General features: G+C 62.5%; 19 protein-coding genes. 15 read left to right on the top strand and 4 right to left on the bottom strand.

Going from position 1 to position 18,499, the window contains the following annotated elements; all coding sequences use genetic code 11:
* Nucleotides 1–4: 4 nt before the first annotated feature.
* The 7 genes from AC0L3I_RS12715 to AC0L3I_RS12745 all read left to right on the top strand — a co-directional run bounded on the left by AC0L3I_RS12715 (nt 5) and on the right by AC0L3I_RS12745 (nt 4,574).
* Nucleotides 5–295 (top strand): DUF1330 domain-containing protein, encoded by a 291-nt coding sequence (locus AC0L3I_RS12715; protein WP_473484473.1) that lies wholly within the window; start codon nt 5–7, stop codon nt 293–295.
* Nucleotides 296–298: 3 nt separating this feature from the next.
* Complete coding sequence (hisA, locus tag AC0L3I_RS12720) at nt 299–1,048, top strand: 1-(5-phosphoribosyl)-5-[(5-phosphoribosylamino)methylideneamino]imidazole-4-carboxamide isomerase (RefSeq protein WP_473527105.1); 750 nt, start codon at nt 299–301, stop codon at nt 1,046–1,048.
* Nucleotides 1,045–1,881 carry an arginase family protein gene (locus AC0L3I_RS12725; protein WP_473527106.1) on the top strand — a complete coding sequence of 279 codons (837 nt, stop codon included), beginning with the start codon at nt 1,045–1,047 and terminating at the stop codon, nt 1,879–1,881. The genes hisA and AC0L3I_RS12725 overlap by 4 nt, the downstream gene beginning before the upstream one ends.
* Nucleotides 1,878–2,672: an imidazole glycerol phosphate synthase subunit HisF gene (gene hisF, locus AC0L3I_RS12730; RefSeq protein WP_473484560.1), complete on the top strand. Its 795-nt coding sequence runs from the start codon at nt 1,878–1,880 to the stop codon at nt 2,670–2,672. Before AC0L3I_RS12725 ends, hisF begins: the two co-directional genes overlap by 4 nt.
* Before the next feature lie 60 nt (nt 2,673–2,732).
* The gene (locus tag AC0L3I_RS12735; protein ID WP_473484467.1) at nt 2,733–3,059 is read left to right on the top strand and encodes a phosphoribosyl-ATP diphosphatase; all 327 of its coding nucleotides are present in this window, start codon (nt 2,733–2,735) and stop codon (nt 3,057–3,059) included.
* A gap of 24 nt (nt 3,060–3,083) precedes the next feature.
* Nucleotides 3,084–4,043 carry a type I pantothenate kinase gene (gene coaA, locus AC0L3I_RS12740; RefSeq protein ID WP_258120878.1) on the top strand — a complete coding sequence of 320 codons (960 nt, stop codon included), beginning with the start codon at nt 3,084–3,086 and terminating at the stop codon, nt 4,041–4,043.
* Between the two features lie 87 nt (nt 4,044–4,130).
* Nucleotides 4,131–4,574 (top strand): GtrA family protein, encoded by a 444-nt coding sequence (locus AC0L3I_RS12745; protein ID WP_473527138.1) that lies wholly within the window; start codon nt 4,131–4,133, stop codon nt 4,572–4,574.
* A gap of 44 nt (nt 4,575–4,618) precedes the next feature.
* Here AC0L3I_RS12745 and AC0L3I_RS12750 read toward each other — a convergent pair whose 3' ends face one another.
* The 4 genes from AC0L3I_RS12750 to AC0L3I_RS12765 form a co-directional block, all read right to left on the bottom strand.
* On the bottom strand, nt 4,619–5,236 hold the full coding sequence (locus tag AC0L3I_RS12750) for an alpha-ketoglutarate-dependent dioxygenase AlkB (protein WP_473527107.1): 618 nt from the start codon (nt 5,234–5,236) through the stop codon (nt 4,619–4,621).
* A 239-nt stretch (nt 5,237–5,475) separates the two neighbouring features.
* Nucleotides 5,476–5,949: a peptidoglycan-binding protein LysM gene (lysM, locus tag AC0L3I_RS12755; protein WP_473527108.1), complete on the bottom strand. Its 474-nt coding sequence runs from the start codon at nt 5,947–5,949 to the stop codon at nt 5,476–5,478.
* 173 nt (nt 5,950–6,122) lie between these two features.
* Nucleotides 6,123–6,560, bottom strand: a complete 438-nt coding sequence (gene arfB, locus AC0L3I_RS12760) for an alternative ribosome rescue aminoacyl-tRNA hydrolase ArfB (protein ID WP_473527109.1) — start codon at nt 6,558–6,560, stop codon at nt 6,123–6,125.
* A gap of 83 nt (nt 6,561–6,643) precedes the next feature.
* Nucleotides 6,644–8,254 carry a phosphoenolpyruvate carboxykinase gene (locus AC0L3I_RS12765; RefSeq protein WP_473484459.1) on the bottom strand — a complete coding sequence of 537 codons (1,611 nt, stop codon included), beginning with the start codon at nt 8,252–8,254 and terminating at the stop codon, nt 6,644–6,646.
* A 343-nt stretch (nt 8,255–8,597) separates the two neighbouring features.
* On the opposite strand from AC0L3I_RS12765, the gene AC0L3I_RS12770 reads away from it, so the two are divergent.
* From AC0L3I_RS12770 to tsaE, 8 genes are all read left to right on the top strand, one after another.
* Nucleotides 8,598–9,299 (top strand): response regulator transcription factor, encoded by a 702-nt coding sequence (locus AC0L3I_RS12770; protein ID WP_023796909.1) that lies wholly within the window; start codon nt 8,598–8,600, stop codon nt 9,297–9,299.
* Between the two features lie 84 nt (nt 9,300–9,383).
* Nucleotides 9,384–11,165: a sensor histidine kinase gene (locus tag AC0L3I_RS12775; RefSeq protein WP_095493999.1), complete on the top strand. Its 1,782-nt coding sequence runs from the start codon at nt 9,384–9,386 to the stop codon at nt 11,163–11,165.
* A gap of 120 nt (nt 11,166–11,285) precedes the next feature.
* Nucleotides 11,286–11,747 (top strand): HPr kinase/phosphorylase, encoded by a 462-nt coding sequence (locus AC0L3I_RS12780; protein WP_473527110.1) that lies wholly within the window; start codon nt 11,286–11,288, stop codon nt 11,745–11,747.
* A gap of 161 nt (nt 11,748–11,908) precedes the next feature.
* Nucleotides 11,909–12,310, top strand: coding sequence for a PTS sugar transporter subunit IIA (locus AC0L3I_RS12785; protein WP_473484455.1), 402 nt, complete (start codon nt 11,909–11,911; stop codon nt 12,308–12,310).
* Complete coding sequence (locus tag AC0L3I_RS12790) at nt 12,307–12,603, top strand: HPr family phosphocarrier protein (RefSeq protein ID WP_123146245.1); 297 nt, start codon at nt 12,307–12,309, stop codon at nt 12,601–12,603. Before AC0L3I_RS12785 ends, AC0L3I_RS12790 begins: the two co-directional genes overlap by 4 nt.
* A 215-nt stretch (nt 12,604–12,818) precedes the next feature.
* Nucleotides 12,819–14,219: an adenosylhomocysteinase gene (gene ahcY / locus AC0L3I_RS12795; protein ID WP_473527111.1), complete on the top strand. Its 1,401-nt coding sequence runs from the start codon at nt 12,819–12,821 to the stop codon at nt 14,217–14,219.
* 188 nt (nt 14,220–14,407) lie between these two features.
* A complete protein-coding gene (locus AC0L3I_RS12800; RefSeq protein ID WP_473527112.1) occupies nt 14,408–16,972 on the top strand; it encodes a sensor histidine kinase in 2,565 nt (854 codons plus the stop codon).
* An 8-nt stretch (nt 16,973–16,980) separates the two neighbouring features.
* Nucleotides 16,981–18,492 (top strand): tRNA (adenosine(37)-N6)-threonylcarbamoyltransferase complex ATPase subunit type 1 TsaE, encoded by a 1,512-nt coding sequence (tsaE, locus tag AC0L3I_RS12805; RefSeq protein WP_473527113.1) that lies wholly within the window; start codon nt 16,981–16,983, stop codon nt 18,490–18,492.
* Nucleotides 18,493–18,499 lie beyond the last annotated feature (7 nt).

The raw sequence follows: 18,499 nt of genomic DNA on the forward strand, positions 1-18,499 counted from the left end.
GATAATGAGCAAGAAAGGCTACTGGATGGCGATGATCGATGTCCGCGATCCCGAGGGCTACAAGCAATATATCGAGGCGAACGCGGCGGCGTTTGCGAAATATGGTGCGAAGTTTCCCGTGCGTGCGGGGCGTTACGCGAACCCGGAAGGGGCGACAGGCAACCGCCACGTCCTGGTGGAGTTCGAGTCCTACGACAGGGCGATAGAATGCTACGAGTCGCCTGAATACCGGGAGGCATTGAAGTACAGGCTTGCCGCCTCGACCGGTCACTTCGTCATTGTTGAAGGCGCCTGAACGGTGATCCTGTTCCCGGCCATCGACCTCAAGGACGGCAAGTGCGTGCGCCTGAAGCACGGCGATATGGCGACCGCGACGATTTACAATGACGACCCGGCCGCCCAGGCCAGGGCTTTCGAGCAACAGGGCTTTGAATGGCTGCATGTCGTCGACCTCAACGGCGCCTTCAAGGGCCAGAGCGTCAACAGCGCGGCGGTCGGCGCCATCCTCAAAGCGACAAAAACCCCGGTGCAGCTCGGCGGCGGCATCCGCACCCTGGCGCAGGTCGAGGACTGGCTCGATCGCGGGCTGGCCCGCATCATTCTCGGCACGGTGGCGGTGCGCGATCCGGATCTGGTCAGGCAGGCCTGCAAGGCGTTCCCGGGCAGGATCGCCGTCGGCATCGACGCCAAGGGCGGCAAGGTAGCGGTCGAGGGCTGGGCCGAGGCCTCGAGCCTCGGCGTCATCGAACTGGCAAGGAAGTTCGAGGGCGCCGGCGTCGCCGCCATCATCTACACCGACATCGACCGCGACGGTGTGCTGACCGGCATAAACTGGGATGCCACCATCGATCTCGCCGAAGCGGTTTCGATCCCGGTCATAGCCTCCGGGGGGCTCGCCTCGATCGCCGACATCGTGCGCATGACCATGCCCGATGCGCAAAAACTCGAAGGCGCCATCTCCGGCCGCGCGCTATATGACGGGCGTATCGATCCGGCCGAGGCACTGGCCATCCTGGCGGCAGGATCGGAGAAGGCGAGGGCGCGATGAAACTCTCGATTATCCTCGCACCCTATGACAGCGGCCTTTACCACGCCGGCTTTGGCCAGGGCCCTGACGCCATCATTGCCGGCGGGCTTGTCGATGAACTTGCCTTGGGCGGCCATGATGTCATCGTCGAGGACATCGGCGAGGTCGGCGATGCCCAGAAGCGCGAAATCGCGACAGGTTTCGCGGTCTGTCGGGCAGTCGCCACCAAGGTCGACATGGCGCGCGACGATGAGCGTTTTCCCATCGTGCTCGCCGGAAATTGCCTGACCGCCGCCGGTGCGGTGGCTGGCGATACCGCGGATTCGATCATCTGGATCGATCAGCATGGCGATCTCAACACGCCCGAGACGTCCGCCTACGGCTTTCTCGACGGCATGGCGCTGGCGACGACGCTGGGGCTCTGCTGGCGCCCGATGACGTCAGCGATTCCCGGCTTCCAGGCGATCGACCCGTCGCGGTGCATGCTGGTCGATGCGCGCGACCTCGATCCCGATGAAAGGCGGCTTCTAGAGACGTTGCCGATCATTCGCGCCCAATGGACCGATGCACTCGACAATGTCGGAAGGCTCAAGGCGGCCGGCGCGGCCCAAGTCCATTTGCATCTGGATCTGGACGTTCACGATCCGGATGTGCTGCAGGTGAACCGCTATGCACGGCCGGGAGGTCCAAATCCGGAGGAACTGCGGCAACTGGTTTGCGGGCTGGCCAAATCGATCCCGATAGTCGGCGTCACCCTGTCTGCCTACGATCCTGCCTTTGACGCCAAGGGCGAGGTTCCGCCTGTCGTCGGGCAATTGCTTGGCGATTTTCTTGCCGCGCTTGGGAGGATCTGATGCTGAAAGCCCGTGTCATCCCCTGTCTCGACGTCAAGAACGGCCGCGTCGTCAAGGGCGTCAACTTCGTCGACCTGGTCGATGCCGGCGATCCGGTCGAGGCGGCCAAGGCCTATGACGCCGCCGGCGCTGACGAGCTCTGCTTCCTCGACATCACCGCCTCGTCCGAAAATCGCGAAACCATCTTCGACATCGTCGCCCGCACCGCCGAACAATGTTTTATGCCGCTGACCGTCGGCGGCGGCGTACGACAGGTCGCCGACATAAGAAAGCTGCTTTTGGCCGGCGCCGACAAGGTGTCGATCAACACGGCGGCGGTGAAGAATCCCGATTTCGTCGCCGAGGCGGCCGATAAGTTCGGCAATCAGTGCATCGTCGTCGCCATCGACGCCAAGAAAGTGTCGGCCGAAGGCGAGCCCGCCCGCTGGGAGATTTTCACCCATGGCGGCCGCGAGAAGACCGGCATCGACGCGGTCGAATTCGCTCAGCAGATGGTCGATCGCGGCGCCGGCGAGATCCTGCTGACGTCGATGGATCGCGATGGCACCAAGGCCGGCTACGACATCGCGCTCACCCGCGCGGTAGCCGACGCCGTGCGTGCGCCGGTCATCGCCTCCGGCGGCGTCGGCACGCTCGATCACATGGTCGAGGGCATTCGCGACGGCCATGCCGGCGCGGTGCTGGCGGCATCGATCTTCCATTTCGGCACCTACAGCATTGCCGAAGCCAAGGCGCATATGGCCCGCGCCGGCCTGCCGATGCGGCTGGACACCCTAGGTGATCGGCTCTAAAGCAAAGTGGGAGCCGGTTGTCGGGAAAGATCATGCTTAAACAAGCAGATAGATGGCGCTATGGTTGAGTTTTCGCTCTCCGAGCTGGAGACAATCATCAGGGAACGCGCGCATTCCGGCGATCCGGATTCGTGGACGGCAAAGCTGTTCGCGCGCGGCATCGACAAGGCGGCGCAGAAGCTCGGCGAAGAGGCGGTCGAAACGGTGATCGCGGCCGTGGGCGGTGACAGACAGGCTCTCGTTTCGGAAAGCGCCGATCTCATCTATCATTGGCTTGTCGTTCTGGGCGTCGCCGGCATTCCGCTTGCCGATGTCCTGACCGAACTCGAACGCCGCACCGGTCGTTCGGGCATCGCCGAAAAGGCGTCTCGGCAGGACCGGGGCTGATCGCTGCGGAGGGTAGGAAACTCGATGGACCAGCTCGCCCCCACCGAGAAATATTCGCCCTTTCGTTTTTTCTCGGCGGAGCAATGGTCGCAGTTCCGCGCCGACACGCCGATGACGCTCGGCGAGGACGAGGTCCGTCGCCTGCGTTCGCTCAACGACCCGGTCGACCTCGAAGAGGTCAAGCGCATCTATCTTTCGCTGTCGCGGCTTTTGTCGGCCCATGTCGAGGCGAGCCAGCTTCTGTTCAGGCAGCGCCAGGCCTTCTTCAACGCGATGGATGTCGTCAAAACGCCCTTCATCATCGGCATTGCCGGCTCTGTCGCGGTCGGCAAATCGACCACGGCTCGCGTGCTCAAGGAATTGCTGGCGCGCTGGCCGTCGAGCCCCAAGGTCGATCTGATCACCACTGACGGCTTCCTGCTTCCCAACGAAATCCTGCGCCGCAACAATCTGATGGAGCGCAAGGGCTTTCCCGACAGCTACGATGTCGGCGCATTGCTGCGTTTCCTGTCGGGCATCAAATCGGCGCAGCGCAATGTCCGCGCGCCTGTTTATTCGCACCTGACCTACGACGTCGTTCCCGGCGAGTTCCAGACTATCGACCGGCCGGATATATTGATCTTCGAAGGCATCAACGTGCTGCAGCCGGGCAAGCTGCCGAAGGACGGCAAGATCGTGCCTTTCCTGTCGGATTTCTTCGACTTCGCCATCTATATCGATGCCGAAGAGGAGCTGATCCATCAATGGTACATCGCCCGCTTCATGCGGCTGCGCGAGACCGCCTTCCGCAATCCGGACTCCTTCTTCCACCGCTATTCGCAACTTTCGCAGGCAGCGGCCCGCGCCATCGCCGAGGGCCTGTGGACCAACATCAATCTGAAGAATTTGCGCGAGAACATCCTGCCGACGCGAGCCCGCGCCGATCTCATCCTGCGCAAGGGCGCCAATCATCTGGTCGAGGAAGTGGCGCTCAGGAAGCTGTAACGAAGCGGTTAACGGCGCTTTAGGCAGTGCCCGCTATCGTTCGATTGCCAATTCCAGAGCATTTGTGGGGAGCAGCCGGTGATCAATATGCCTGCATTGCGCCGGCCTGACATTTCCGCCTGGCGCGGAACACTTGCTCCGCGCCGGCTTCTCAAATTCGCCTCGGTGGGGCTTGCGGCCACAGTGCTCTACGCGCTTTGTGCCAGCCTCTTCACCAGTGCCGGGTCAACATACCTGCCGCCGGCGACAGCCTCCGTCGCCGCCTACGCGGTCGCGGCAATATTCTCCTATCTCGGCCATAAGTTCTTCACGTTCATGTCGGCCGGCTCGCATCAATTCGAAGCGCCGCGTTTCGCCGTGCTGACCGGTTTCGGTCTTGCCATCGCCTATCTCCTTCCGCTGCTCCTCGTCGGGCAGTTCGGCCTGCCGGTCGCAGTTCCGATACTGCTCACTTGCCTTCTCATTCCCGTGGTCAACTTTGTCGTTCTCGAACGCTGGATCTTTTCCGGCAGCGTCAGGCCTGGGCCGTGACCCAGAGCGGGTGCCGGTTTTTGCAAAAATCCGTGCTTACGGCTCTAGCCAGGATAGGTCACCCGCCTCAGCGTAAGATTGATCCGTCCGCCATTCTTCAGCAGTGCCGAGGTCGACGGATAAATACGGTCGACGCCGTGGAAACAGAGGCGGCCTTCGCCGCCAAGCACGACGACGTCGCCGCTTTTTAGCCTGAACGATTTGGTGCCGCCTTCGCGCGTGCTCTGGCCGACCCTGAACAGGCAATCGTCGCCCAGTGAAACAGAGACGACCGGCGCGGAGAAATCGATCTCGTCGCGGTCTTGATGAAGGCCCATCTTCGCGTCGGGCGAATAGAAATTGACCAGGCACGCCTCCGGCGGATGGGGATATGCTGACACGTCCCGCCACAGCTGCAGCAGTATGTCGGGGATCGGCGGCCAGGGCGTTCCGGTCACCGGGTGCGTCGGCTGGTAGCGATAGCCGAGCTCCTTGTCTGTGACCCAGCCGAGCGAGCCGCAATTGGTCATGCGCACACTCATCTCCTTGCCGGTGCGCGGCATGGCCGGCACGAACAGGGGAGCCTCCTGCACGACCCGTCTCACATCTTCGACCAGCGCTTCCTGCACCGCGCGGGACAGATAGCCGGGCATGTGGCGGACGCCTTTGGGCAAAACGAGCATCAGCTTGGTCGCATCATCAGGTTCATCTGGCGGACAATGCCACCAACAAACAACAACGGCGACCCGAAAGCCGCCGTTCTTGTCCGTGGATGGCAATCGCCAGCTTAAGGTGTGGTGAGATTCAGGTCGGGTCGAGCCGAAAATGGGTTTCCGAGAACCGGAACGGAGCGTACTTAAGTGCGTGAGCACCGGAAGCGCAGGCCATTTGCAGGCCGGCATCACCTGAATATCAACATACCTTAATCGAGGTCCGGTATGCGCAGAACCTGCCCCGGATAGATCTTGTCCGGGTGGGTCAGCATCGGCTTGTTGGCCTCGAAAATGATCGTGTTCTTCGCACCCTTGCCCTTGCCGTAGCTCTTTTCGGCGATCTTCCAGAGGTTGTCGCCTTTCCTGACCGTATAGAAGGTCGGTTCCTTGGCCGGGGCAGCGGGAGTGCCGGCCTCGGGTGCGGCGACCTGCAATTCGTCCGCCTGCACCTTTGACACGCCGAGCGTGTTGCCGACGGCGATGACGGCCTTTTCGAAGATCGACTGATCCTTGACTACGCCTTTCAGCACAGCCGTATCGCCTTTGACGTCGACTTCCACATTGTCGGTGCCAAGCGCGTGCGAATCGAGTTCTTTCTTCAGCGTATCGGCGGTCGGCTCCGGCTCATCGTCGCCGAAGCCGAGCTTCTTGCCGACGCCCTTGACGAAATCAAACATGCCCATCTGCGGTCTCCCTTGCTGTGGCGAATACCGAACTTGCCACCTGCAACCTTGAATTGGAAGCCGCGCAATTGATGTCGCGCCTACCGATCGGTTCGAAAACCGGAATCGCTCGCACGATGGGTAGTTACAAAAATGCAGAGCGCACTTGTGCGTCCAGGTGGACGCGCGTCGCTCTAATCGTCGTCCACCCGACCGCGCAGCTTCTTGATTGTGCCGCGTCCAGCCTTGGTCTTCAGCCGCCTTTCGACCGCGCCTTTCGACGGCCTCGTCTTTTTGCGCGGCGGTGGCGGCGGTTCGGCGGCCTTGGCGACCAGTTCCGCAAGCCGCGCCCGGGCGTCCGCCCGGTTCTGCTCTTGCGTGCGGAAGCTTCCGGCCTCGATGACGATGACGCCGTCCTTGGTGGCGCGCTGGCCAGCCAGCTTTATGGTTCTCGCGCGGACGCGCTCCGACAGGCCCGGCGCATTCGCAGCATCGAAGCGCAATTGCACCGCTGTCGCCACCTTGTTGACGTTCTGGCCGCCAGGGCCGGACGAGCGGATGAAGTCCTCGTGCAGGTCATCCGGATGGATCACCGCATCGTCGGCGATGATGATCTTGTCGTCGGCGCTCATGCTGCAGTCATGGCGCGGCGGACGAAAAAAGAAAAGGCCGTTCCCCGGGGTCGGGCCTTGAGATGCAGATATCCAGCCGGCGATTATTCCGCGGCTTCGCGCATGCGTGGGGCGGCGCCGAGCACGATGGCGTCGACATGAGCTTCGAATTTTTCGAAATTGATGGCAAACATGCCGACCAGCCTCGCCGCCTGCAGGTCATAGGCTGAGGTATCGGCCCAGGTCGATCTCGGATCGAGAATGGCGCGGTCGACGCCCGCAACCGCCACCGGCACATCGAAACCAAAATTAGCGTCGGTGCGGAAATCGGCCCCTTTCAGCGAGCCGTCGAGCGCCGCGGCAAGCAGCGCCCGCGTCGCCTTGATCGGCATCCGCTTGCCGGTGCCATAGGCGCCGCCGGTCCAGCCGGTGTTGACCAGCCAGCAATCGACACCGTGATGGGCGATCAGCTCGCGCAGCAGATTGCCGTATTCCGACGGATGGCGCGGCATGAACGGTGCGCCGAAACAGGTCGAAAACGTCGCTTCGGGTTCGGTGACGCCCTTTTCTGTCCCAGCCACCTTGGCGGTATAGCCGGAGAGGAAATGATACATCGCCTGCGCCGGAGTCAGCCGGGCGATCGGCGGCATCACGCCGAATGCGTCGGCGGTCAGCATGATAATGTTTTTCGGGTGACCGGCGCGGCCTGTCTTGCTGGCGTTGGGGATGAAATTGAGCGGATAGGCGCAGCGCGTGTTTTCAGTGAGACTGCCGTCGTCGAAATCCGGCACGCGGCCCGCATCGAGCACCACGTTCTCCAGCACCGTGCCGAAGCGTTGGGTGGTGGCGAAGATCTCCGGCTCGGCTTCGGCCGAAAGCTTTATCGTCTTGGCATAGCAGCCGCCTTCGAAATTGAAGATGCCATGCGGACCCCAGCCGTGCTCGTCGTCGCCGACCAGCGTGCGCGACGGATCGGCCGACAGCGTCGTCTTGCCGGTTCCCGAGAGGCCGAAGAAGATCGCCGCATCTCCGCCGGTGCCTTCATTGGCCGAGCAATGCATCGGCATCACGCCCTTCGCTGGCAACAGATAGTTGAGTACGGTGAACACCGACTTCTTCATTTCGCCGGCATAGGAGGTGCCGCCGATCAGCACGATCATGCGAGAGAGATCGACGGCGATCACCGTTTCGGTGCGGGTGCCGTGGCGGACAGGATCGGCGCGGAACGACGGCAGGTCGATGATCGTCATGTCAGGCACGAAATGCTCGAGCTCGGCGGCTTCCGGGCGAATGAGCAGATTGCGGATGAACAAGGAGTGCCAGGCAAGCTCCGTGACGACCCTGGTCGTCAGCTTCAAGTCCTCGTCGGCGCCGCCGACCAGATCCTGCACGTAAAGATCCTTGTCCGCCGCATGGGCGCGAAAATCGGCGAGCAGCGTGTCGAACTGGGCTGGCGAAATCGCCTTGTTGTTGTCCCACCATACATGCGGCCCGGTGGTCTCGTCGCGCACGACGAATTTGTCCTTGGGCGAGCGGCCGGTGTGCTGCCCGGTCTCGGCGACGAGCGCGCCATGCGCCGTGAGCCGGGCCTCGCCGCGGCGGACCGCTTCCTCGTAAAGGACGGCCTCCCCGAAATTATAGCGCACCGCGCCTGTAGTCGTTAGGCCGATCCGATCGATCGCCCATGCGGGATTGCGTTTGCCGGCTTCCGACATGAGGGGTTCCTTCTTCGATTTGCAGCATCCTGGCCGGCGAATTTCCGGAGCCCCCACAAGGAGACTGTAACGGTGAGAACCAGAAAAGCCAAATGATATCAAATAATTAATCGATTTAAATATTTTGAAAGTTGTTTAAATCGTTTATATGTGCAAAAAGTCAGGTGGTTGCCCACAGGATTGGCGGTCTTTAACGGTCCAATCCATGTTGAGGTGAAATCGTGGCCGCCGGCATGCCGCTCGTGACAGCGGACGAAGCCTGTGCCACATTTTGTACCTAATTTGTCCTGCAAAAGCCCCTTCTCGACCAAAGAAGGGACAGCTCATGAGGGAGCCACTTGAAATGGCAACAATCGCGCTTGTCGACGACGACCGCAACATTCTGACGTCGGTGTCGATCGCCCTGGAATCGGAGGGATATCGCGTCGAAACCTACACGGATGGGGCGTCGGCGCTGGAAGGCCTGGCGGCGCGCCCGCCGAACCTCGCCATCCTCGACATCAAGATGCCGCGCATGGACGGCATGGAGCTTCTGCGCCGGATGCGCCAGAAATCCGACCTGCCGGTGATCTTCCTGACGTCCAAGGACGACGAGATCGATGAGCTTTTCGGCCTCAAGATGGGTGCCGACGACTTCATCCGTAAACCCTTCTCGCAGCGTCTTCTGGTCGAGCGGGTTCGCGCCGTGCTGCGCCGTGCCAGCGCCCGCGAGGCGTCGGCCAAGACGCCCAACCAGCAGGCCCGTTCGCTCGAGCGCGGCCAGCTTGTCATGGACCAGGAGCGTCACACCTGCACCTGGAAAGGCGAGCCGGTGACGCTTACCGTCACCGAATTCCTGATCCTGCATTCTCTGGCTCAGCGCCCCGGTGTGGTAAAAAGCCGTGATGCGCTGATGGATTCGGCCTATGATGAGCAGGTCTATGTCGATGACCGCACCATCGACAGTCACATCAAGCGGCTTCGCAAGAAGTTCAAGGCCGTCGATGATGACTTCGAGATGATCGAAACCCTTTACGGAGTCGGATATCGGTTCCGCGAAGCATGAATTGATGCATGTCGCCCAAAAGTGGTCCCGGTTTTGGGACAACGACATGCTCAAAACTAAAAACTGAGCGGGGGCTGCTATTCGATGGCAGTGGACGTAGAGCGAGTGAGACGGACGGGCGCCCGGCGCCCGTCGCGGATTCTGCCGGCATTCCTGTCGAGAATCACGGTGCCGATGCGCCGCTTCCTCGGCCACCACATCTTTTCCAGCCTGACGCGACGCATTCTCTTCCTCAACCTCGCCGGCCTGGCCGTCCTGGTCACCGGCATTCTCTACCTCAACACGTTTCGCGACGGGCTGATCGATGCCCGCGTCGAAAGCCTGATGACCCAGGGCGAGATCATCGCTGGCGCGATCGCGGCATCGGCGACGGTCGAGACCGATTCGATCAGCATCGATCCGGAAAAGCTGCTGGAACTGCAGGCCGGCGAAAGCCTGGGGCCCGGCTCCGATCAGCTCGACAATCTGGATTTTCCGATCAATCCGGAGCGCGTCGCGCCGGTGCTCAGGCGGTTGATTTCGCCGACACGGACGCGCGCCCGCATCTATGACCGCGACGCCAATCTGCTGCTCGATTCCCGCCATCTCTATTCGCGCGGCCAGATCCTTCGCTACGATCTGCCGCCGACCGACAAGGAAGAGCCCGACCTTCTGGAACGTATCCAGAAATTCGTCTTCGACTTCTTCCGCAACACCGCGCTGCCGGTCTACCATGAACAGCCGGGCGGCAATGGCGCTGCATTTCCGGAGGTGGTCAAGGCGCTTACCGGCAGCCCGTCGACCATCGTGCGGATCTCCGAACAGGGCGAGCAGATTGTTTCGGTCGCCGTGCCGATCCAGCGCTTCCGCGCCGTCCTCGGCGTGCTGATGCTGTCGACGGAAGGCGGCGACATCGACAAGATCGTCGCGGCCGAGCGCAAGGCGATCCTGCGCGTCTTCGGCATCGCCGCCCTTGTCACCGCCATCCTGTCGATGCTGCTCGCCTCGACCATCGCCAACCCGCTGCGCCGGCTGTCGGCGGCGGCGGTCAGGGTGCGGCGCGGCGTCAAGAATCGCGAGGAAATCCCGGACTTCTCCGACCGGCAGGACGAGATCGGCAATCTGTCGATCGCCGTGCGCGACATGACCAATGCGCTCTACGCCCGCATCGAGGCGATCGAAAGTTTCGCGGCTGATGTCTCGCACGAATTGAAGAACCCGCTGACCTCGCTGCGCAGCGCGGTGGAGACCCTGCCGCTGGCCAAGAACGACACGTCGCGCGGCCGGCTGATGGAGATCATCCAGCACGACGTCAGGCGGCTGGACCGTCTCATCACCGACATTTCCGACGCCTCCCGTCTTGACGCCGAGCTCGCGCGGGAAGACGCAGGAACCGTGGATCTCAAGAAATTCATCACGGATCTGGTCGACGTTTCGCGCACGGCGACGCGCAACAAGAAGACGGTCGAGATCGAATTCAAGGTCGCCAAGCTGCCGCAGGGCGTCAAAGGCTACTTCGTCGCCGGTCATGATCTGAGGATCGGCCAGGTCATCACCAATCTGATCGAGAATGCCCGCTCCTTCGTTCCTGAAGAGCGCGGCCACATTGCCATATCTCTGGCGCGCGCCGGCAAGGTCAACATCATCACCGTCGACGACAATGGTCCCGGTATAAGGGCCGACAACATCGACCGCATCTTCGAACGCTTCTACACCGACCGGCCGGCCGGCGAGGCGTTCGGCCAGAATTCAGGCCTCGGCCTGTCGATCAGCAGGCAGATCGTCGAAGCCCATGGCGGCACGCTGACCGCCGAGAACATCCCGGGCACCAAACCCGGCGAGATCAAGGGCGCGCGCTTCGTCGTGACACTGCCGGCCGAAGGCTGACGCATGATCCAAAAAGTGGGTACCGGTTTTCGGAACAAGATCATGCGTAAACCAAAAAGCATGATCCCGAAAAAAGGGTCCGCGGCAGCGAAAAGTGGGGACCGGGTTTCGGACAAGATCATGCCTGATCCGACTGTGCAGGCTGAGAACATTCACGGCACGGCGATCCTGATCGGCGAGCGTGGTGTCCTTATCACGGGACCGTCCGGCTCGGGCAAGACGACGCTGGCTCTCGCCCTCGTCGATCATTGTCGCCGGCATGGATTGTTTTCGCGGCTGATCGGTGACGACAGGCTCCTCGCCGCCGATCACGCGGGGCGGCTGGTCTGCCGGGTGCCCAGCCCCATCGCCGGCCTCGCCGAGGTGCCTGGATTCGGCCCGCGGCCATTGTTGTTCGAGCCCGGCGGCGTGATCGACCTTCGCGTCCGGCTGGTGCCAGCAAGCGAGGTGGCCCGCTTCCAGGAAGATGTCAGCGAGCCCATTGCGGGCTGTCCGGTGCCGCGCATTGATCTTGCCGAACGCAATGTTCCGGCGGCCTTGCCGGCCGTGATGGCGCGGCTGCTAATTGCGCCTTTCGTATAATCCAATTTCAAATTTTTGCTGCAATGCGTCAAAATGGCCTGCGCCGGTGCAATTTTGGGCTTGTCAACGCGCCTCGCGTCGACAAGATAGCGCTCCCGCCGCCTGCATGGCCGGCGAGCATGAAACGCCTATGAAGCGGCGATGACGGGAGCCACCAAAGAATGATCGGACTCGTGCTTGTAACGCACGGTCAACTGGCCGCCGAATTCCGCCATGCCGTGGAACATGTCGTCGGGCCACAAGACAGTTTCGAGACCGTGGCGATCGGCGCTGATGACGATATGGAGCAGCGCCGCAGCGACATCGTCGATGCCGTTGCCCGTGTCGACACCGGGGCAGGCGTCATCGTTTTGACCGATATGTTCGGCGGCACGCCCTCCAATCTCGCCATTTCGGTGATGGAATCCGGTCGTACCGAAGTCATTGCCGGCATGAACCTGCCGATGCTGATCAAGCTGTCCAGCATTCGCAAGGGCGACAATATGAGCGTAGCGCTGGACGAGGCGCAGGCGGCCGGCCGCAAATACATCAATGTCGCCAGCCAGCTGCTGAGCAGCAAATGAACGCGCTGTCGGCCAAGAAGGGTGACATCGTCCGGGAATTTCCAATCGTCAACCAGCGTGGCCTGCATGCCCGCGCCTCGGCGAAGTTCGTTCAGGTCGCCAGCGGCTTCGACGCCTCCGTCCAGGTCGAGAAGGACGGCGTCACGGTTGGCGGCACCTCGATCATGGGCCTCATGATGCTGGCGGCGAGCCCCGGCTTTTCGATCCGCGTCACCGCCAGCGGCCCGGAGGCCGAGCAGGTGATCGACGCACTGGAGCAACTGGTCGCCTCCCGCTTCGGCGAGGAGTCCTGACGCCCAGAGCACCGCGCGTCCTTTGGGCATGGTGCTTCCGAAAATCGATTCCGGTTTCGCGCCGGTGCGCCTCCGAAGACATGTACGGATAAAGATTTCTTTATATCCCATTGTCGTCCGACCGACGATCTGCTAGTCAGGCCGGCAACTCGCGCCCTTCGACACGCCTTCCGGCGCGGGCGCATCCCGAAGACAATTCACATCGGAGCACTGCCATGACGGGTAGCAATGACTGTGTGGTCGCCGACATCTCGCTTGCCGGCTGGGGCCGCAAGGAGATCGAGATCGCTGAGACCGAAATGCCGGGCCTGATGGCCTGCCGCGAAGAATTCGGCAAGGCGCAGCCGCTCAAGGGCGCGCGCATCACCGGTTCGCTGCACATGACCATCCAGACGGCGGTGCTGATCGAAACGCTGAAGGCGCTCGGCGCCGATATCCGGTGGGCCTCCTGCAACATCTTCTCGACCCAGGACCATGCGGCCGCGGCCATCGCCGAGGCCGGCATTCCGGTCTTCGCCGTCAAGGGCGAGACGCTCGAGGACTACTGGGTCTACACCGACAAGATCTTCCAGTGGGCCGATGGCGGCACCTCCAACATGATCCTCGACGATGGCGGCGACGCCACCATGTACATCCTGATCGGCGCGCGTGCCGAAGCCGGCGAGGATGTGCTCTCCAATCCGGGCAGCGAGGAGGAAGAAATCCTGTTTGCCCAGATCAAGAAGCGGATGGCGGCATCGCCCGGTTTCTTCACCAAGCAGAAGGAAGCGATCCGCGGCGTCACCGAAGAGACCACCACCGGCGTCAACCGGCTCTATCAGTTGCAGAAGAAGGGCCTGCTGCCGTTTCCGGCGATCAACGTCAACGATAGCGTGACCAAGTCGAAATTCGACAACAAATATGGCTGCAAGGAATCGCTGGTCGACGGCATTCGCCGCGGCACCGACACGATGATGGCCGGCAAGGTTGCGGTCGTCTGTGGCTATGGCGACGTCGGCAAAGGCTCTTCGGCATCGCTCAAGGGCGCCGGCGCCCGCGTCAAGGTCACCGAGGTCGATCCGATCTGCGCATTGCAGGCGGCGATGGACGGCTTCGAAGTCGTCACGCTCGAAGATGCCGCCCCGACCGCCGACATCATCATCACCACCACCGGCAACAAGGATGTCGTCACCATCGACCACATGCGGGCGATGAAGGACATGGTGATCGTCGGCAATATCGGCCACTTCGATAACGAGATCCAGGTGGCGTCGCTGCGCAACCTGAAGTGGACCAACATCAAGCCGCAGGTCGACATGATCACCTTCCCGGACGGCAAGCGGATGATCCTTTTGTCCGAAGGTCGCCTGCTCAATCTCGGCAACGCCACCGGCCACCCGAGCTTCGTCATGTCGGCGTCCTTCACCAACCAGGTGCTGGCCCAGATCGAGCTGTACACCAAGCCCGGCCAGTATCAGAACCAAGTCTATGTGCTGCCGAAGCATCTCGATGAAAAGGTCGCGCGCCTGCATCTCGACAAGCTCGGCGCCCGGCTTACCGAACTATCCGGCGAACAGGCCGCCTATATCGGCGTGACCCCGCAGGGACCGTTCAAGCCGGAACACTACCGCTATTAACCACAGCGGAAATTACCACTAGATATTGATGCCGGGCGATTGACTTTTCGCCCGGCTTTATTTTTGCGCTGATTGATTCTTCACGCCGATTCGCGCAAGCGCTATGGTGCTGATTCGCGGGTCCGGGGACGAGGGCCGACACCCGCATCAGGGCGGTCTTGCATTCAGGCGGCGAAGAGGACCAGGACATGCCGGGGGATTACCCGCCTTGCGCGGGACAGGCCGTTTCCGGCGGCCACAACGATTCGGTGACCATGGGTTCCGCTGCCAGAGGCGGAAGCCTCTTATGGCGCGCTGGCAGCCGCGTCGGAAAATTGCTTGCTTCTTCCGCGCTCGTCGGTCCGCTGCTTGGCCTTTCGGCACATGCTGGACCCGCTGCTGCGTCCAAAGCCGGGCTGTCGGTCAGCACGGTCGAGGTCATGCAACTCGCGATGTTTGTCGGCGTCATGGGTGCCGCACTTGTCTCGGCCATTTTCCTGATCCGCGAACGGGCGCGCACCTCGGCGCAGAATGTCGAACTCAGAGCCCGCCTGGCCGACGTCAATGCTGCGCTGCAGCGCTCCGAGGCGCTGCTCAACCTGCGCGGCCAGCGTGTCGTCGTATGGGCCTCGGAAAACAAAAAGCCCGAGCTCGTCGGGACATTGCCCGTTGAAAGCGGCGCTCCGGAAGACCGTGCCGCCTTCCTCGCCTTCGGCCGTTGGCTGATGCCGCGCTCGGCGGCGGCGCTCGAAAATGCCGTGGCGGGGCTGCGGGAAAAGGCGAAGCCGTTCGATCTCGTCATCGAATCGCAGGCCGGTGCGCCGCTCGAAGTGCACGGGCGCAAGAGCGCAGCACACGTGGTCGTCCGCTTCGTCTCGCTTTCAGAAACGCAGCGAAGCGAGGCCAGGCTGAAAATCGAGAACCAGCGTCTCGCCGCCGACTATGACACCATGCTCGGCCTTCTCAACGCACTCAGCATGCCAGCATGGCTGCGCACGGCGAACGGGCGGCTGAAATGGGTCAACCGCGCCTATGCCAAGGCGGTCGAGGCGGAAAACGCCGAAGCTGCAGTTCGCGACGCGAAGGAATTCCTGGGTGGCCAGGCGCGCGAAGCAATCGCTGCGCAGCACAAGTCGCATCCCGTCTTCGAGCAGGCGCTTTCCACCGTGATCGAAGGCGACCGCCGCATGTTCGCCGTGACCGACTTCGCTGGCGCCGACGGCTCGGCGGGTCTTGCCTGCGACACCAGCGCCATCGAAGCCATCCGTAACGAATATGAGCGGACCGTGCGGAGCCACGCCGACACGCTCGATCAGCTCAACACCGCCGTGGCGATTTTCGATACCGACGAAAAGCTGCGGTTTTTCAACCAGGCGTTCCAGAAACTATGGGGTCTCGACAGCGGCTTCCTGCACAGCGCTCCCGACAACGCCTTGTTGCTCGATCGGCTGCGCAGCGAAGGCAAGATCGCCGAGCAACCCGAATGGCGGCGCTGGAAGGAAAGCCTGCTTGGCGCCTATCGCGCGGTCGAGTCGCAGGAACATTGGTGGCATCTGCCGGACGGCAAGACCATCCGCGTCGTCGCCAATCCGCAACCCAAGGGCGGCGTGACCTGGGTATTCGAGAACCTGACCGAGAAGATGGACCTTGAAAGCCGCTATCAGACCGCGGTGCGGGTTCAGGGCGAGACGCTCGACAATCTTGCCGAAGGCGTGGCCGTGTTCGGCCCGGACGGCAGGCTCAGATTGTCGAACCCGGCATTCGCAGCACTTTGGGGGCTGGACGCTGACGCCGCCAAGCCCAACATTCACGTCTCCACGATCCGCGATCTGTGCGACCGGCGCGCCGCCGACAGCCCCTGGCGCGGGTTCGTTGCCGCCATCACCGGTTTCGACGACGAGCGCCGCGACCGCCACGGCCAGACCGAGCTGAACAACGGCACCGTGCTGCGCTACGCGATGATCCCGCTGCCAAACGGGCAGGTGATGATGACCTTCGTCGACGTCACCGACAGCGTCAATGTCGAGCGTGCGCTGAAGGACAAGAACGAGGCGCTGGAGAAATCCGACCAGCTCAAGAACGAGTTCGTGCAGCACGTCTCCTACGAATTGCGCTCGCCGCTGACCAACATCATTGGCTTCACCGAGCTTCTTTCGCTGCCGTCGACCGGGCCATTGAGCCAGAAGCAGCGCGAATATGTCGAGCATGTCGGCTCGTCTTCCGCGGTCCTGCTCACCATCGTCAATGACATCCTCGACCTGGCAACCGTGGATGCCGGGATCATGGAGCTCGACATCTCCGAAGTTCACGTCGACCGGACCATCGCCGCCGCCGCCGAACTTGTTGCCGACCGGCTGGAAGAGCATTCGATCAGGCTCAAGATCGACGCGGCCACCGCGCCAAAGACGTTCCACGGCGATGAAATCCGCATCCGCCAGATCCTCTACAATCTGCTGAGCAATGCCGCGAACTACGCTCCGGAGGCGAGCACCATCACGCTCGCCTGTCGCTCGCTTGCCGAAGGCGTGGAATTCTCCGTTCACGACGATGGTCCCGGCATGCCGCCCGACCTGCTCGATTCGGTGTTCCGGCGTTTCGAACCGCGCACCAATGGCGGCCGCCGGCGCGGCGCCGGCCTCGGTCTGTCGATCGTCAAGAGCTTTGTCGAGCTGCATGGCGGCAGCGTCCGCATTGAGACCGGCAAGGACAAGGGCACCACCGTCATTTGTGCCTTTCCGGATACGCCGTCCGGCATCCGCGCGGCGGCCGAGTAGCGCGCTCGATGACAGGCGTGGTGCTGGAGCGTTTTCTCGCCGACGAGGCTGCGACCGCAAGGCTGGGCGAGGATCTGGCCATGTCGCTGCGCCCCGGCGACGTGCTGGCGCTCAAAGGCGATCTCGGCGCCGGCAAGTCGAGTTTGGCGCGGGCGCTGATCAGGGCAATGACCGACGATGCCGGTCTCGACGTGCCGAGCCCGACCTTCACGCTCGTCCAGAGCTATGAGGCGCGTGTTCCCGTCCATCATTTCGACCTCTATCGCCTGTCCTCGGCGTCCGAACTGGACGAACTGGGTTTCGACGAGGCGCTGGCGCAAGGCGCTGCCCTGGTCGAATGGCCGGAACGGGCAGAGGCCTATTTGCCAAAGACTTCGGTTCTGATCGAACTGGTCCATCAGGACGACGGACGCCTGGCGAGATTGTCGGGACAAGGCGCTGCCGTCGAGCGAGCGGCACGATCGCTGGCCATGCGCGAGTTTCTCGAAAGAGCTGGCTGGGGTGAAGCGCAAAGACGCTATTTTATCGGCGACGCCTCGGCCCGCTCCTATGAGATCGTCTCGCTGGCCGGCCTGCCGCCGCGCGTGCTGATGAACTCGCCGCGGCTAGTGCTCGGGCCGCCGGTCCGCGACGGCAAGCCCTATGCGGTGATCGCCCGCACCGCGCAATCGGTCGCGGCCTTCGTCGCCGTCGATCGGGCATTGCGGGCCGGTGGCGTCAGCGCCCCGGAAATCCACGCGCAGGATCTGGACCAGGGCTTTCTTCTGCTGGAGCATCTTGGCTCGGAGGGATTTCTCGGCCAGCACGGTCAGCCGGCGGCGGAGCGCTACGCGGCGGCTGCCGAACTGCTTGCCATGATGCACGGCAAGGCATGGCCCGATCGCATCGAGGCCGCGCCCGGTGTGTTTCACGACGTGCCGCCTTTCGACCGCGACGCCATGATGATCGAAGCCGAATTGCTGCTCGACTGGTATGTGCCGGCGATATCAGGCGCCCCGGCAAGCGATGCATTGCGCGCCGGCTATACAAAGGAATGGAATGCGGTTCTCGACCGGTTGGAGGGGCGCGAATACACGCTCACGCTGCGCGACTTTCATTCGCCCAACATCATCTGGCGCGGCGAGCGTACCGGTCACGATCGCCTCGGCATCGTCGATGTCCAGGACGCGCTGATCGGCCCGTCCGCCTACGATCTCGCCTCGCTGGCCATGGATGCGCGCGTCACGCTTTCGCCTGAGATCGAGCGGCGAACGCTCGACGCCTATATCGCCGCGCGCCATAAGGCTGGCGCCTTTAACGAAGACGAATTCGTCGAGACCTATGCGATCATGGCGGCGCAGCGCAATTCGAAGATTCTCGGCATTTTCGTCCGGCTCGAAAAGCGCGACGGCAAGCCCTATTATCTGAAACACCTGCCGCGCATTCGCGATTATCTCCGGCGGGCGCTGGCGCATCCCGGGCTGGCCAGCTTGCGGGATTTCTATACCACCCACGGCCTACTGGAGGAACGGTCGCTGTGACGACACG

Source organism: Mesorhizobium sp. WSM4840 (genome assembly GCF_055811755.1).

Bases quoted from the DNA above. Each gene is read 5' to 3' on its own strand.
- AC0L3I_RS12715 (WP_473484473.1), top strand. From the start codon at position 5: ATGAGCAAGAAAGGCTACTGGATGGCGATGATCGATGTCCGCGATCCC.
- AC0L3I_RS12725 (WP_473527106.1), top strand. From the start codon at position 1,045: ATGAAACTCTCGATTATCCTCGCACCCTATGACAGCGGCCTTTACCAC.
- AC0L3I_RS12735 (WP_473484467.1), top strand. From the start codon at position 2,733: ATGGTTGAGTTTTCGCTCTCCGAGCTGGAGACAATCATCAGGGAACGC.
- coaA (WP_258120878.1), top strand. From the start codon at position 3,084: ATGGACCAGCTCGCCCCCACCGAGAAATATTCGCCCTTTCGTTTTTTC.
- AC0L3I_RS12745 (WP_473527138.1), top strand. From the start codon at position 4,131: ATGCCTGCATTGCGCCGGCCTGACATTTCCGCCTGGCGCGGAACACTT.
- AC0L3I_RS12750 (WP_473527107.1), bottom strand. From the start codon at position 5,236: ATGCTCGTTTTGCCCAAAGGCGTCCGCCACATGCCCGGCTATCTGTCC.
- lysM (WP_473527108.1), bottom strand. From the start codon at position 5,949: ATGGGCATGTTTGATTTCGTCAAGGGCGTCGGCAAGAAGCTCGGCTTC.
- arfB (WP_473527109.1), bottom strand. From the start codon at position 6,560: ATGAGCGCCGACGACAAGATCATCATCGCCGACGATGCGGTGATCCAT.
- AC0L3I_RS12765 (WP_473484459.1), bottom strand. From the start codon at position 8,254: ATGTCGGAAGCCGGCAAACGCAATCCCGCATGGGCGATCGATCGGATC.
- AC0L3I_RS12770 (WP_023796909.1), top strand. From the start codon at position 8,598: ATGGCAACAATCGCGCTTGTCGACGACGACCGCAACATTCTGACGTCG.
- AC0L3I_RS12775 (WP_095493999.1), top strand. From the start codon at position 9,384: ATGGCAGTGGACGTAGAGCGAGTGAGACGGACGGGCGCCCGGCGCCCG.
- AC0L3I_RS12780 (WP_473527110.1), top strand. From the start codon at position 11,286: ATGCCTGATCCGACTGTGCAGGCTGAGAACATTCACGGCACGGCGATC.
- AC0L3I_RS12785 (WP_473484455.1), top strand. From the start codon at position 11,909: ATGATCGGACTCGTGCTTGTAACGCACGGTCAACTGGCCGCCGAATTC.
- AC0L3I_RS12790 (WP_123146245.1), top strand. From the start codon at position 12,307: ATGAACGCGCTGTCGGCCAAGAAGGGTGACATCGTCCGGGAATTTCCA.
- ahcY (WP_473527111.1), top strand. From the start codon at position 12,819: ATGACGGGTAGCAATGACTGTGTGGTCGCCGACATCTCGCTTGCCGGC.
- AC0L3I_RS12800 (WP_473527112.1), top strand. From the start codon at position 14,408: ATGCCGGGGGATTACCCGCCTTGCGCGGGACAGGCCGTTTCCGGCGGC.
- tsaE (WP_473527113.1), top strand. From the start codon at position 16,981: ATGACAGGCGTGGTGCTGGAGCGTTTTCTCGCCGACGAGGCTGCGACC.